Origin of the sequence: Caulobacter soli, assembly GCF_011045195.1 — a bacterium.
Taxonomy (GTDB): Bacteria; Pseudomonadota; Alphaproteobacteria; order Caulobacterales; family Caulobacteraceae; genus Caulobacter; species Caulobacter soli.
On the sequence record NZ_CP049199.1, the window covers coordinates 1,497,854 to 1,510,659 of the forward strand.

Here is a 12,806-nt window from a genome sequence, read left to right on the forward strand (position 1 = left end):
CTAAGTTTATCGCTCCGCGATCAGGCACTAAGCCATCGCTTCCGCGATCAGGTCTTCCTCGGCATCGGCCAGGATCATTTCGCCGGCCGCGTCGCCCGGCGCGCGCTCGCGGCCGATCTCCAGCATGATCGGCACGGCGATCGGCGACACGCGGTCCAGCGCCGCATGACGGATGCGGCCCTGGATCCGCGTCAGCAGATCGCCCAGCCGCGCCACGTCCAGAGAACCGGTCGCCGCGTCGGCTCGGGCGCAGCGCAGCAGCAGGTGATCGGGCTGGTGACGGCGCAGCACGTCGTAGATCAAGTCGGTCGAGAAGGTCACCTGGCGGCCGGACTTCTCCTGGCCCGGATGGCGGCGCTCGATCAGGCCCGAGATCAGGGCGCAGGCCTTGAAGGCGCGCTTCATCAGGAAGCTCTCGTCCAGCCACGCTTCCAGGTCGTCGCCCAGCATGTCCTGTGCGAACAGTTCGTCGAGGTCGAGCCCGTCCATAGGCTTCAGCGACCAGATGTTGACCGCGTAGTCGTTGGCCACGAAGCCCAGCGGGCCGACGCCCAGCCGGTCCAGCCGCCGGGTCAGCAGCATGGCCAGGGTGGTATGGGCCAGGCGGCCCTCGAACGGGTAGCAGACCATGTGGAAGCGCTTGCCGTGCGGGAAGGTCTCCAGCAGCATCTCGTCCTGCTCGGGAATGATCGAGCGGACCTTCTGGTAGCCCAGCCATTCCTGGACGTCCGGGGGCAGGGCGGGCCATTCGCGCTCGTCGTGCATCATCGCCCGTACCCGGCCGGCCAGATAGGTCGACAGCGGGAACTTCGAGCCGCCCCAGCTGGGCATCATCGGGTCCTTGTCCGGCGCGGGCGTGACGAAGGCGTCGGCCCCGACCAGGCTGTTGAACCGCCAGACCTGGCCGGCGAACACGAAGGTGTCGCCCGGCTTCATGGCCTCGAAGAAGCCTTCTTCCGCCTCTCCCACCTTTCGGCCGCCCATCGGTCGTTTACCGCCGCCGATGCGCACATTGATCATGGCCGGCGAGACGATGGCCCCGACGTTCATCCGGTGAGCCAGAACGGCCTGGGCGTTGCGCGCCCGCCAAAGCCCGTCCTGGCCCGGCACGATGCGGCGGAACTTGTCGTAGGTGCGCAGGGCGTAGCCGCCGGTAGAGACGAAATCGACGACGGTCTCGAAGTCTTCCCACGACAGGTCGGCGTAGGGGCCGGCCGTGCGGACCTCGTCATAGAGGTCGGTCAGGGCGAAGGGCTCCGAGCACGCGCAGCCCATGATGTGCTGGGCCAGGACATCCAGCGCACCCATGCGAGCTGGCTCGCCATCCAGATGCCCGCCTAGGATGGCGTCGGCGGCGGCGCGGCACTCCAGATATTCGAAGCGGTTGGCGGGGGCCAGGATGGCGCGCGAGGGCTCGTCCAGGCGGTGGTTGGCGCGGCCGATCCGCTGGACCATCCGCGAGGCGCCCTTCGGCGCGGCCAACTGGATGACCAGGTCGACGTCACCCCAGTCGATGCCCATGTCGAGCGTGGAGGTGCAGACCACGGCCCGGATCTCGCCGCGCGCCATGGCCGCCTCGACCTTGCGCCGCTGCTCGGCGGCCAGGCTGCCGTGGTGCAGGGCGATGGCCAGGCCGTCGTCGTTGAGCTTCCACAGCTCCTGGAACGCGAACTCGGCCTGGAAGCGTGTGTTGACGAAGACCAGGGCGGTCTTGGCGCCTTTGATGATCTCGTAGATCTCGGCCATGGCGTGCTCGGCCGTGTGGCCGGCCCAGGGGACCCGGCCGCCGGAGACCAGGACTTCCACAATCGGTTGCGCGCCGCCCTGGCCGAGGACCAGGTCGACCTCATGAGCCGAGGAAATGAGGTCCTCCCCCTGTGGGGGAGGTGGTCGCGCGGCGACCGGAGGGGGGAGAGATCGGGCCTCCGCCGCCGTATCCCCCCACCGGCCTTCGGCCGCCTCCCCCACAGGGGGAGGGGCGTTCCAGCCCAGCCACCTTCTCACCAGGTCCGGATCATCCACCGTCGCCGACAACCCCACTCGTCGCAGGTTCGGCGCGAACAGTTGCAGCCGCGCCAGGCCCAGCGACAGCAGGTCGCCGCGCTTGGAGGGCCAGATGGCGTGGGCCTCGTCGATGATCACGCAGGACAGGTCGGCGAAGTAGTTGCGCGCGCCCTCCCAGGCGCAGAACAGCGCCAGCTGTTCGGGCGTGGTCAGCAGGATGTCAGGCGGGCGCAGGCGCTGGCGCTGCTTGCGCGCCTCGCCGGTGTCGCCGGTGCGGCTTTCGGCGACGATCTTCAGGCCCATCTCGCGGATCGGCGTGGCCAGGTTGCGCTCGATGTCGACCGCCAGGGCCTTCAGCGGCGAAATGTAAAGTGTATGCACCCCGGCCGGCGTGTTGCGGGGCGCGCGCTCGGACAGTTCGATCAGGCTGGGCAGAAAGCCCGCCAGGGTCTTGCCGCCGCCGGTGGGGGCGATCAGCAGGGCGTCGCGGCCCTGCCGACCCTTCTCGACCATGGCCAGTTGATGCGGTCTGGGCGCCCAGCCGCGCGCGGCGAACCACTCTTGAAAGCGTGGAGGAAGGGCGGTCGCCGCGAGCATTGCCCACGCCTATAGCATGTTCCCGTTCCGTTTCCATGCGGCTACCTGCCGCTTTCCGGTGTTTTGACAAGGGTGGTACGCGAGTCCATCCATAGGTTCAGACCGTTAGGGGCGTGCGACAATGGGACGGATGGCGACGAGCGGCTTGGCGGGCCTGGCCCTGGCGGCGATGCTGGTCTCGGGCGCGCCGGCCTGGGCGGAAAAGTCCGCTCCCCATGAAATCTCTCGCGCCGAGTTGCTGCGCCGCGCCAAGGCCGGCGACATCAAGGCCTACGACCTGCTGGCCAACAGCTATCTCGACGCCAAGGGCGACCTGCGCGACGTCGAGGCGGCGGTCCGCTGGTTGAAGATCGGGGTCAAGGCCGGCGACACCGACTGCATGATCGACCTGGGCAATCTTTATTACGACGGCGCCGACCTGAATCAGGATCCCGACCAGGCGCTGTCGCTCTACGTGGCCGCCGCGGCCAAGGGCGACGCCCTGGGCGCCTACAACGCCGGCCTGGTCTACGAGACCAGCGCCGACGATATCGCCCAGGCGGTCAGCTGGTACCGCCGCGCCGCCGCTGGCGGCGACGAGGGCGGGATGTACAAGGTGGCCCTGGCCTATCAGTTGGGACGCGGCGCGCCGTCCGACTCGACCCAGGCCGTGGCCTGGATGCGCATGGCGGCGCGGGCCGGCTCGGCCGACGCGACCAACGATCTGGGCGAATACTATGCGCAGGGCTACGGTGTCGCGGCCGACCCCGTCCAGGCGCTGAAGTTCTACCGCGAGGCTGTTCGCCTGGGTTCTGCCGTGGCCATGGCCAATGTCGGCTCCGCCTATCACGACGGCGAGGGCGTGACGGCCGACTTCCAGGAAGCGCGCAGCTGGTACGTGATGGCGGCCAACAACGGCGACGTGACGGCCTATTACGAGCTGGGCCAGATGTACGAGGACGGCGAGGGCGTTAAGACCAGCGCCGCCAAGGCCGTCGAGCTGTATCGCGCCGCCGCCGAGAGCGACGATGACGACGTCGCCCAGGCCGCCGAGGACGCCATCGAGCGCCTTGAGGGCGGATCCTCGACGACTCCGACCGCTTAAGCCGCCGTTCGCATTTTGTTTCGGCGGTCGACCTGCTAAATCAGGTGGGTGACCGCACAGATTCCCGCCCTCGATCTCGCCCCCGCCCTGGTGGTTCTGCCCGGCCCGCGCGCCGGCGTCGCCGACGGCTCGGGCGAGGGGCGGGTGCTGCGCACGCCGGACGCCCGCGACCTGCTCGAATACGGGCCGGTGCTGGTCGCCCACGCCTCGATGACCGCCAAGCGGCTGAACCTGCAGGCGCCGACGCGCGGGCGCGGCGTGTTCGACGTGCTGGAGCTCTACGCCTTCACCCGTCCGGCCACTTTCTGCGCGCCGTCGGCCGTGGGGTTGGCCACGGCCCTGGGCCTGCCCGAACCCAAGGGCGCGGCGGCCCAGGCCCAGACCCTGCGCGACGCCGCCGCCGCCCTGCTGCACGAACTGTCGCTGACGCCACGGCCGTCACGCGAGGAAGCTCTGGCCGTCGCCGAGACCCTGGCCCGCGCCGGCTGGTCCTGGGGGCCGGCGGTGGTCGGCGCCCTGCGCTCGGCCCCGGTCGGCAACCAGTTCCGCAGCTCCGGCCTCGACGTCTGGGCCCGCGCCCTGGAGTGGGAAGACCAGGCCCCGCCCGGCGAGCCCGGCTCGCGTCCCGTCGATCCCGAACGCGCCAGCGAGCGCTTGAAGGAGCTGCTGCACCGCTCGGGCCTGGACGAGGTGCGCGAGGCCCAGGACACCTTCGCCCGCGAGGCCGCCTACGCCTTCGCGCCGCGTGAACGCGAGGGCGAGCCGCAGATGATGCTGGCCGAGGCCGGCACCGGTGTCGGCAAGACCCTGGGCTATCTGGCCCCGGCCTCGGTCTGGGCCGAGATGAACGGCCCGGCGGTGTGGATCAGCACCTATACCCGCGCCCTGCAGCGCCAGATCGAGCGCGAGAGCCACTCGATCTATCCCGACCCGCTGGTCCGGGCCCGCAAGGCGGTGGTCCGCAAGGGACGCGAGAACTACCTGTGCCTTCTGAACTTCCAGGAGCAGGTCAATACCGCCCAACTGGGCAATGGCGACCTGATCGGCCTGGGCCTGGCCGCCCGCTGGGCGCGCGCCAGTCGCGACGGCGACATGACCGGCGGCGACTTTCCGGCCTGGCTGCCGACCCTGTTCGCCATCCCGCCCTCGGTCCAGGCCGGACCGGCCAACCTGGTCGACCGGCGCGGCGAGTGCATTCACGCCGGCTGCCAGCACTATCGCGTCTGCTTCATCGAGAAGGCCGTGCGGGCGAGCAAGCGGGCCGACATCGTCATCGCCAACCATGCCCTCGTGCTGAGCCAGGCGGCCTTCGACGGCGCCCGGGCGGCGCGCGGGCTGAAGGGCGACAACGAGACGACCTCGCTCAAGCGCATCGTCTTCGACGAAGGCCACCATCTGTTCGACGCCGCAGACAGCGCGTTCTCGGCCGCGCTTTCGGGCGCGGAGGCCGCCGAGCTGCGGCGCTGGCTGCGCGGGCCCGAGGGACGAGGCCGGCGGGGCAGGGGGCTGGAGGCCCGGCTGCTGGACATCATCGGCGAGCGCGAGGGCGCCCGCGCGGCCCTGAACGCCGCGCTTCAGGCCGCCGCCGCCTTGCCGGGTGAGGGCTGGTCGGGCCGCATCGCGCCGCCAGACGGCCAGGTCAATCCGATCGGACCTATTGAAACCTACCTGGTCTCGGTGATCGAACAGCTACGGGCCCGGGTCACCGACCGCCCCGGCGCGGCTGAGCAGGGACTGCAATGCGCCGCCCGCCCGGCCATCGAGCTGGTCCGTGAGCGGGCCGGCGAGGCGGCCAAGGCTCTGGCGTCCATCGAAGCGCCGCTGCTGGCCCTGGCCCGTCACCTGGAAGACGTGCTCGACGAAGAGACCGACACCCTGCCCACCTCGGAGCGGGCGCGGATCGAAGGCGCGCTGCGGGGGCTGGACCGCCGAGCTCGCATGACCCTGCCGGCCTGGCGCTCGATCCTGAAGGCCATCGACGAGGACGCCGAGGACGATCCGGAATTCGTCGACTGGTTCGAGGCGACGTTCCTGTACGGCCGTGTCGTCGACGCGGCCTGCCGTCGCCACTGGGTGGACCCGACCGAGCCGCTGCGCGCCGCCGTGCTCAGCCCGGCGCACGGCGTGCTGGTGACCAGCGCCACCCTTACCGACCCGGCCCTGGAAGACCCGTTCGCCCTGGCCGAGATGCGCACGGGCGCGGCTCGCCTGCCGCAGTCGCCCAAGGTGCTGCGTCTGGTCTCGCCGTTCGACTACGAGAAGAACGCCAAGGCCTTCGTGGTCACCGACGTGGGCAAGGACGATCCGCGCCAGGTCTCGGCGGCGATGCGTGAGCTGTTCCTGGCGGCCGGCGGGGGAGGGCTGGGTCTGTTCACCGCCATTCGTCGGCTCAAGGCCGTGCACGAGCGGATCGCCGCGCCCCTGGCCGACCGGGGGCTGGCGCTCTACGCCCAGCACGTCGATCCGCTGGAAGCCGGAGCGCTGGTCGACATCTTCCGGGCCGAGGAGGACGCTTGCCTGCTGGGCACCGACGCCATCCGTGACGGCATCGACGTGCCGGGCCGATCCCTGCGTCTGCTGGTCTTCGACCGGGTGCCGTGGCCGCGTCCCGACGTGTTGCACAAGGCCCGGCGCGCGAGGTTCGGCGGCAAGGGCTATGACGACTCCACGGCCCGCGCCCGCATCAGCCAGGCCTTTGGCCGCCTGATCCGACGGGCCGACGACCGCGGGGTGTTCGTGATGCTGGACGCCGCCGCGCCGACCCGCCTGTTTTCCAGCCTTCCGGAAGGCGTGACGATCGAGCGCGTCGGCCTCGTGGAGGCGATCGAGGCCACCGCCGCATTTTTGTCGGAAGATCGTTCTTAATCAGCACCCTGAAGGGTTTCAGTGAAGCTTGCCTCGCCTATATGCGGGGACGCTTGTCGTTCGGGATGTTGAAGTTTGGCGTTGGGTAGAGATCTGGCGGCCCTGTCGGTCGTTGCGTTGCTGGGGATCGCGCCTGCCGCCCAGGCCGGCGAGTTCGTGCGCGCCGATTGCCGCGCCGTGGTCAAGCCGACCGACGCCCTGCGTTTCGACACCGACGAGCACCTGCGCTGGTACAAGCGGTTCTGGACCGGCGCCTGCGATCACCTGACCTTCTGTTTCCCCGGCTCGCCCAACTGGAACGACGTGGTCGGCAAGCTGCTGGTCAAGGGCGGTCCCGGCGAGCAGCCGGCCCTGCTGCCCAAGGCCTGCCGCCTGGGCCAGCTGATCGGTCTGGAATGGGCCAAGGACAAGGACGTCCAGAAGATCAGCACCAAGGATTTGAAGGTGTTCAACACCATGCTCGAGGCGGCCGGGGACCCGCTGAAGGGCGTCGACGCCGTGGACGCCAAGGCTAGAGCCCTGGCCGCCCAGTCGACGCCGAAAAGGCCCTGATAGAGTCGCTCATCCGACGCAAAGGCGTCGAATTCCTGCAACGGAACGGGCCTACACCCTCGCATCGGGGGAGTGCCAGGAGCGTTGCATGACCAGATCCCAGACCCCCGCCGCCGACCTGGCCGTCGACGATCAAGCCGACCCGGGTCACGCCCGCTCGGCCCGCGCCCTGGTGCAGGGCGTGCGCTGGCGCAGCGGTCTCTCGCAGGACGAGTTCGCGCGGGCCTTCTGCATCCCCGTGGCGCAACTGGCGGCGCTGGAACTGGGCCAGGCCCGGCCCGACGCGGCCCTCACCGCCTATCTGCGCGTGATCGACCATGCGCCGGACGTGGTGCGCGAGGCGCTTGAGCGGGCTTAGGTCGGCGAGATTTGTCCTCCCGTCCCACGTCTGGCATGGAGAGGCCCCGCAAGGAGCTTCCCCTCGTGACCGACGTCCGCACCCAGAAGCAGCGCATGGTGGCTGGCGATCTGTACAGTCCCGTCGATCCGGAGATCATGGCTGATCACGAGGCGGCCGTGGCCTGGATGGGGCGCTACAACGCCCTGGACCTGCCGCCGTCGGCGCGCCACGCCCTGCTGCGCGAGCGGCTCGCGGAGGTCGGTGATCGCGCCACCATTCGCCCGCCGTTCCACTGCGACTACGGCTACAACATCGTTATCGGCGAGGGCGTGTTCCTCAACTTCAACTGCGTGATCCTGGACGTCACTAAGGTGACCATCGGGGCGGCCACCACGATCGGACCGCACGTCCAGATCTACACCGCCGAGCATCCGCGCGATCCGGTCGAGCGCCGAACGGGCATCGAGTATTCCCGCCCGGTGGTGATCGGCGAGAACGTCTGGATCGGCGGCGGCTCGATCATCCTGCCGGGCGTGACGGTGGGCGACGACGCCATCATCGGCGCCGGCAGCGTGGTCACTCGCGACGTGCCCGCGGGCGCGACGGTGGTGGGCAATCCGGCGCGGGTGCGGGGCTAGGTCTGCCTATCGCTCGACCGGATCGCGGGCCTTGGCCAGCTATGGCGCGTCGAACAGCGGCAGCGGCGCGTCCAACGCCGTCACCGCATCTCCGATCCGCACCGCGCCGCCCTCGATCACCCGCGCGGTGATCCCGCCGTGGCCGCGCACGGCGTTGTAGCCGCCGGGGCCGAGGATGGCTTCCATGCGGCTGCAGGGATGGCAGTCGTCGGTGGCTTCCAGCACCGCGCCGCCGACCTGGAACCGCCGGTCCTTCAGGGCGCGCAGATTGATCCCCGAGACCACCAGGTTGCGGCGCAGGTCGCCCGGCGTCACGTCGCGGTCCAGATAGCCGGCGATCGCCGCCAGATCCTCGGCCTGGATCAGGGTGACCTGGCGCTTTCCGCCGGGACGGCCCGAATAGTGGTCGCCGATCAGGCCGTTCTCACGGGTGATGTCCGCGACGTCGCATGAAACGAGCGGGGCTTTGCGCGCGGGTCGCACGCCGATCCAGGTCACGCGGCCCGGCCGGATCGGACCGGCCAGCAGCCGGGCGAGGGGAGAGGCGGGATTCAGTCCGCCGCTCACGCCTTCTCCACGAAACTGTCGATCACCTTCTTGTCGCCGGCCTTTTCGAACGCCACGCTAAGCTTGTTACCCTCGACGCTGGTGATCTTGCCGTAGCCAAACTTGACGTGGAACACCCGGTCGCCGCGCGAATAGGCGCTAGCCGCCGAACTGGCCGAGACCGCCACCAATCGGCCCTCGCCCTCGATCGGGGCCGACCGCGCGGCCGAGCCGCCGGCGCGCCAGGTCGGGGTGTTCTTCTCGCCGAAGCCCGAAGCGCGATCCTGGGCCCGCTTCCAGCCAGGGCTGTCATAGCTGCCGGCGGTGAAGGTGCTGGTCCCCGGATCGTCCCAGCGCGATGACACCGTCTGCTGCATGCCCGGACCGCCGCCGTAATAGCCGGTCTCCGACGCCGCATCGACGTGGGCCAGGGGCAGTTCGTCGACGAAGCGGCTCGGCAGCTGCGAGGTCCAGCGGCCATAGACCTGGCGGTTGGCCACGAAACTGATCCGGGCCTCCTCGCGCGCCCGAGTGATGCCGACATAGGCAAGCCGGCGCTCTTCCTCGAGGCCCTTTTCGCCCTTGTCGTCCATGCTGCGCTGGCTGGGGAACACGCCTTCCTCCCAGCCGGGCAGGAAGACCAGCGGGAACTCGAGCCCCTTGGCCGAGTGCAGGGTCATGATCCAGACCGCGTCGTCGCCGGCGCCCTTGTCCAGGTCCATGACCAGCGACACGTGCTCCAGATAGCTCTCGAGCGTGTCGAAGGCGCTCATCGACTGGACCAGTTCCTTCAGGTTCTCCAACCGGGTCTGGCTGGTGGGACCCTTGTCCAGGCGCAGGGCGTCGGTATAGCCGCTCTCCTCCAGCACCGCTTCCATCACCCGCTGGTGCGAGGTGTTGGTGGCCAGGGCCCGCCAGCGGTCGAGGTCGCGCAGGAAGTTGGAGAGCGCCGTGCGAGTGCGGGCCGGCAGGTCGTCGCTTCCGATGATCACCCGGGCCGCCTCGACGGTGGAGATCCCCTCCAGCCGGGCGATCTGCAGCAGCTTGGCCACCGAGGTGTCGCCGATGCCGCGCTTGGGCGTGTTGACGATGCGCTCGAAGGCCAGGTCGTCGTCGGGCGACTGGATCAGGCGCAGATAGGCGTGGGCGTCGCGGATCTCGGCGCGTTCGAAGAAGCGCGGGCCGCCGACCACCTTGTAGGGGATCTGCAGCATCACGAAGCGCTCTTCGAAGGCCCGCATCTGGAACGAGGCGCGCACCAGGATGGCCATCTGGCTGTACTTGCGGCCGGCCCGCTTGGCCTTCTCGATCTCGTCGGCGACCATCCGGCTCTCGGCCTCGCCGTCCCAGACGCCGCTGACCTTGACCTTCTCGCCGCCCTCGATCTCGGTCCACAGCGTCTTGCCCAGCCGGCTCTTGTTGGCGTTGATCAGCCCGGCCGCCGCTGCCAGAATGTGCTCGGTGGAGCGGTAGTTGCGCTCCAGCTTGATGACCTTGGCGCCGGGGAAGTCGCGCTCGAAGCGCAGAATGTTGTCCACCTCGGCCCCGCGCCAACCGTAGATCGACTGGTCGTCGTCGCCCACGCAGCAGACGTTCTGCCGGCCCTGGGCCAGCAGCCGCAGCCACAGGTACTGGGCGACGTTGGTGTCCTGGTACTCGTCGACCATCACGTACTGGAAACGCCGCTGGAAGTCGGCCAGCACGTCCGGATTGGCCGTGAAGATGGTGATGTTGTGCAGCAGCAGGTCGCCGAAGTCGCAGGCGTTCAGGATGCGCAGCCGCTCCTGGTACTGGCGGTAGAGGGTGATCCCCCGGCCGTTGGCGAACTCGTCGGCCTCGCTCTGCGGCACGCGGTCCGGCGTCCAGCCGCGGTTCTTCCAGGTGTCGATCAGGCCGGCCAGGGCGCGCGGCGTCCAGCGCTTGGCGTCAATGTCGGCGGCTTCGATCAGCTGCTTCAGCAGCCGCTCCTGGTCGTCGGTGTCGATGATCGTGTAGCTGGACTTCAGTCCCACCAGTTCGGCGTGGCGGCGCAGGATCTGGGCGGCGACCGAGTGGAAGGTGCCCAGCCAGCGCAGGCCCTCGGCCTCGTCGCCGATGATGTGGGTGATCCGCTCGCGCATCTCGCGGGCGGCCTTGTTGGTGAAGGTGACGACCAGCAGCTCCCAAGGTCGCGCCCGGCCCGTCGCCAGGATGTGGGCCAGGCGGGTGGTCAGCACCCGGGTCTTGCCGGTGCCGGCCCCCGCGAGCACCAGCACGGGACCCTCGGTCGCCTCGACGGCGGCGCGCTGCTCGGGGTTCAACCCCTCCAGATAGCTCGCCGCCGGGACCTCGGGTCCGCGGGCGCGGGCCAGGTCGGAGATACGAGGGGCGGGAAGGTCGCCAGGGAAATCAGTCGAGTCGAAGCCTTGAGACATGGAACATATGTAGCACAAAGTTCGCTCGGCTTAAGCCCTCGCGCCTATCCGTCACACCTGCGCGGCGCGGTTGCGTCGGAACCTCGACCCCCACCTCCCGTTTGGTCCGTGGGGATGGACTTCACAGGAGACGGACGTGGCTGAACAAACCAATACGGGCGGAGGCGGCGGGGCCGGCATGGCGTTCATCGTCGGCGCGCTGGTGGTGATCGTGGCGGTGATCGCCTACTTCGTGTTCACGGGCGGCATGACCCAGAAGAAGAGTGTCGACATCAAGGTTTCCGCGCCGCAGCTCGACGCGCCCAAGGTTCCGGACGCGCCCAAGCCGGCGGGCTAGGGGAGGGCGCGATGGCGCGTCATGACGATATCCGGCCGCAGCATGTGGGTGTGGCCGGACTGGCGTTGCTGGGCGTGCTGCTGCTGATCGCCGCCCTGGTGGTCGGCGGCTGGCGCTCTGGCCTGCTGACCGTGCGGACGACGAATCTGTCGATGCGGCTGCCGGAAGCGCCGGCCCTGCCTCGGCGAACGCCCAATCCGACGCCGATCCCGCTGCCCAAGCCCGGACCGGGCGTGGCGCAGGGCTAGACCGTTCCGGCCTCGCCGGCCTGAGCATGCATCAGGGCGAACACGCGGCAGGCCGAGGCCAGCGGGCGTTCACCGCGCCCGGCGTCGATGCGCTGGATCAGGGCGGCGATGCTGATCCTGTCGGCGCCAGCCGCCGCCTGCAGCACGGCCCAGAACTCCGGCTCAAGGGCCAGGGAGGTCGCGTGGCCGGCCAGGTTGATCGAACGCTTCTTCAAACTGCCCATCTTGCCCATCCCCTGTTGCTCTTTGATCGCGTCGCAGATCGGGGGTCACCGAACCCTCTTGAATAAAGTTGACGCCATGTCATCTTTAGTGGGTTCAGCAGGAGCATGCCTTATGATCGCAGCCACGCAAGTGCTCGGTGAGCCAAAGGCCCGGCAACCGATGAAGCGCGGACGTCAGTCGTTCAACCTGCAGCCTTTGCGGGCGTTTCGGGCCGTCCGGCGCCTGATCGCCGACAAGGAGGACACCGCCCAGGTGTTCGAGATCATGCGCGCCCTGTCGGGTGACGCGATCCCGAAGGGCTATCGTCGCCTGCTGAGCACGCCCGAGGGCGGTCGCATCGCCTATGAGCGCGACGAGTTCGCCGAGCATCTGTCGGACCCGGCCTGGCTGGCCCAGTTTGGGCCCGGCACCGTCGGCGCGGCCTATCGCGACTTCATCGCCCCGCGTGGCCTGTCCGCCGAAGGCCTCGCCGAGGAGAGCCGCAAGATCCCCGAGGCCGACGTCGACGCCGCCCATCCGCTGGCCTGGTACGCGCGCCGGATGCGCGACGTGCACGATGTCTGGCACGTGCTCACCGGCTACGGCACCGACGCCCTGGGTGAGGTCTGCGTGGTGGCCTTCTCCTACGCCCAGACCCGCAGCCTGGGCTTCGCCGTCATCGCCATGGCCGGCGCGCGTCAGCTCCAGAAGACCCGGCTGGGCCAGCCCTATGGCAAGGCGGCGATGGAGGCCTGGCGCAACGGACGCTCGGCGGCCTGGCTGCCGGCGGTCGACTATCCGGCCTTGTTCGCCCTGCCGCTGGACGAGGCCCGCCGCGCCCTGAAAATCGCGCCCAACAGCGCCTATCAGGCCATCCCGTCGCACTACCGGGACCGTTTCGCCCAAGCGGCGTGAACGCCAGGATTTCGAGGCGCCACCCTCTTGGTCGCGGCGGCGAGGCTTGACCTTCTCTGGCG

General features: G+C 69.5%; 12 protein-coding genes. 8 read left to right on the forward strand and 4 right to left on the reverse strand.

The features are described 5' to 3' along the window. Positions 1-27 precede the first annotated feature (27 nt). On the reverse strand, positions 28-2,601 hold the full coding sequence (locus G3M62_RS07330) for a ligase-associated DNA damage response DEXH box helicase (protein WP_165185881.1): 2,574 nt from the start codon (positions 2,599-2,601) through the stop codon (positions 28-30). A 130-nt stretch (positions 2,602-2,731) separates the two neighbouring features. Here G3M62_RS07330 and G3M62_RS07335 point away from each other — a divergent pair, with 130 nt between their 5' ends. From G3M62_RS07335 to G3M62_RS07355, 5 genes are all read left to right on the forward strand, one after another. Further along, positions 2,732-3,685, forward strand: a complete 954-nt coding sequence (locus tag G3M62_RS07335) for a tetratricopeptide repeat protein (RefSeq protein ID WP_165185882.1) — start codon at positions 2,732-2,734, stop codon at positions 3,683-3,685. 48 nt (positions 3,686-3,733) lie between these two features. After that, on the forward strand, positions 3,734-6,550 hold the full coding sequence (locus G3M62_RS07340; RefSeq protein ID WP_165185884.1) for an ATP-dependent DNA helicase: 2,817 nt from the start codon (positions 3,734-3,736) through the stop codon (positions 6,548-6,550). 75 nt (positions 6,551-6,625) lie between these two features. Continuing rightward, a complete protein-coding gene (locus G3M62_RS07345; RefSeq protein WP_343037659.1) occupies positions 6,626-7,102 on the forward strand; it encodes a hypothetical protein in 477 nt (158 codons plus the stop codon). 88 nt (positions 7,103-7,190) lie between these two features. Continuing rightward, positions 7,191-7,460 (forward strand): helix-turn-helix domain-containing protein, encoded by a 270-nt coding sequence (locus tag G3M62_RS07350; protein ID WP_165185885.1) that lies wholly within the window; start codon positions 7,191-7,193, stop codon positions 7,458-7,460. Between the two features lie 65 nt (positions 7,461-7,525). Further along, a complete protein-coding gene (locus tag G3M62_RS07355; protein ID WP_281360091.1) occupies positions 7,526-8,080 on the forward strand; it encodes a sugar O-acetyltransferase in 555 nt (184 codons plus the stop codon). Between the two features lie 39 nt (positions 8,081-8,119). On the opposite strand, the gene G3M62_RS07360 is transcribed toward G3M62_RS07355, so the two are convergent. Further along, positions 8,120-8,647 (reverse strand): MOSC domain-containing protein, encoded by a 528-nt coding sequence (locus G3M62_RS07360; protein WP_165185888.1) that lies wholly within the window; start codon positions 8,645-8,647, stop codon positions 8,120-8,122. Further along, complete coding sequence (locus tag G3M62_RS07365) at positions 8,644-11,040, reverse strand: ATP-dependent helicase (RefSeq protein WP_165185890.1); 2,397 nt, start codon at positions 11,038-11,040, stop codon at positions 8,644-8,646. Before G3M62_RS07365 ends, G3M62_RS07360 begins: the two co-directional genes overlap by 4 nt. 136 nt (positions 11,041-11,176) lie before the next feature. Between G3M62_RS07365 and G3M62_RS07370 the strand changes: the two genes are divergently transcribed. Both G3M62_RS07370 and G3M62_RS07375 read left to right on the forward strand, forming a co-directional pair. Continuing rightward, entirely contained in the window at positions 11,177-11,377 is a 201-nt protein-coding gene (locus G3M62_RS07370) for a hypothetical protein (RefSeq protein WP_165185892.1), read from the forward strand. A gap of 11 nt (positions 11,378-11,388) precedes the next feature. Next, entirely contained in the window at positions 11,389-11,625 is a 237-nt protein-coding gene (locus G3M62_RS07375; RefSeq protein ID WP_165185893.1) for a hypothetical protein, read from the forward strand. On the opposite strand, the gene G3M62_RS07380 is transcribed toward G3M62_RS07375, so the two are convergent. Beyond that, the gene (locus G3M62_RS07380) at positions 11,622-11,849 is read right to left on the reverse strand and encodes a ribbon-helix-helix domain-containing protein (RefSeq protein ID WP_165185895.1); all 228 of its coding nucleotides are present in this window, start codon (positions 11,847-11,849) and stop codon (positions 11,622-11,624) included. The two genes, G3M62_RS07375 and G3M62_RS07380, sit on opposite strands and share 4 nt — an antisense overlap. 160 nt (positions 11,850-12,009) lie before the next feature. On the opposite strand from G3M62_RS07380, the gene G3M62_RS07385 reads away from it, so the two are divergent. Beyond that, on the forward strand, positions 12,010-12,744 hold the full coding sequence (locus tag G3M62_RS07385; protein WP_246263511.1) for a ubiquinone biosynthesis protein COQ4: 735 nt from the start codon (positions 12,010-12,012) through the stop codon (positions 12,742-12,744). The last annotated feature ends 62 nt before the right edge of the window (positions 12,745-12,806 follow it).

Excerpts from the sequence above, each read along its gene's own strand:
- G3M62_RS07330 (WP_165185881.1), bottom strand. The coding sequence starts at position 2,601 with ATGCTCGCGGCGACCGCCCTTCCTCCACGCTTTCAAGAGTGGTTCGCC.
- G3M62_RS07335 (WP_165185882.1), top strand. The coding sequence starts at position 2,732 with ATGGCGACGAGCGGCTTGGCGGGCCTGGCCCTGGCGGCGATGCTGGTC.
- G3M62_RS07350 (WP_165185885.1), top strand. The coding sequence starts at position 7,191 with ATGACCAGATCCCAGACCCCCGCCGCCGACCTGGCCGTCGACGATCAA.
- G3M62_RS07365 (WP_165185890.1), bottom strand. The coding sequence starts at position 11,040 with ATGTCTCAAGGCTTCGACTCGACTGATTTCCCTGGCGACCTTCCCGCC.
- G3M62_RS07375 (WP_165185893.1), top strand. The coding sequence starts at position 11,389 with ATGGCGCGTCATGACGATATCCGGCCGCAGCATGTGGGTGTGGCCGGA.
- G3M62_RS07380 (WP_165185895.1), bottom strand. The coding sequence starts at position 11,849 with ATGGGCAGTTTGAAGAAGCGTTCGATCAACCTGGCCGGCCACGCGACC.
- G3M62_RS07385 (WP_246263511.1), top strand. The coding sequence starts at position 12,010 with ATGAAGCGCGGACGTCAGTCGTTCAACCTGCAGCCTTTGCGGGCGTTT.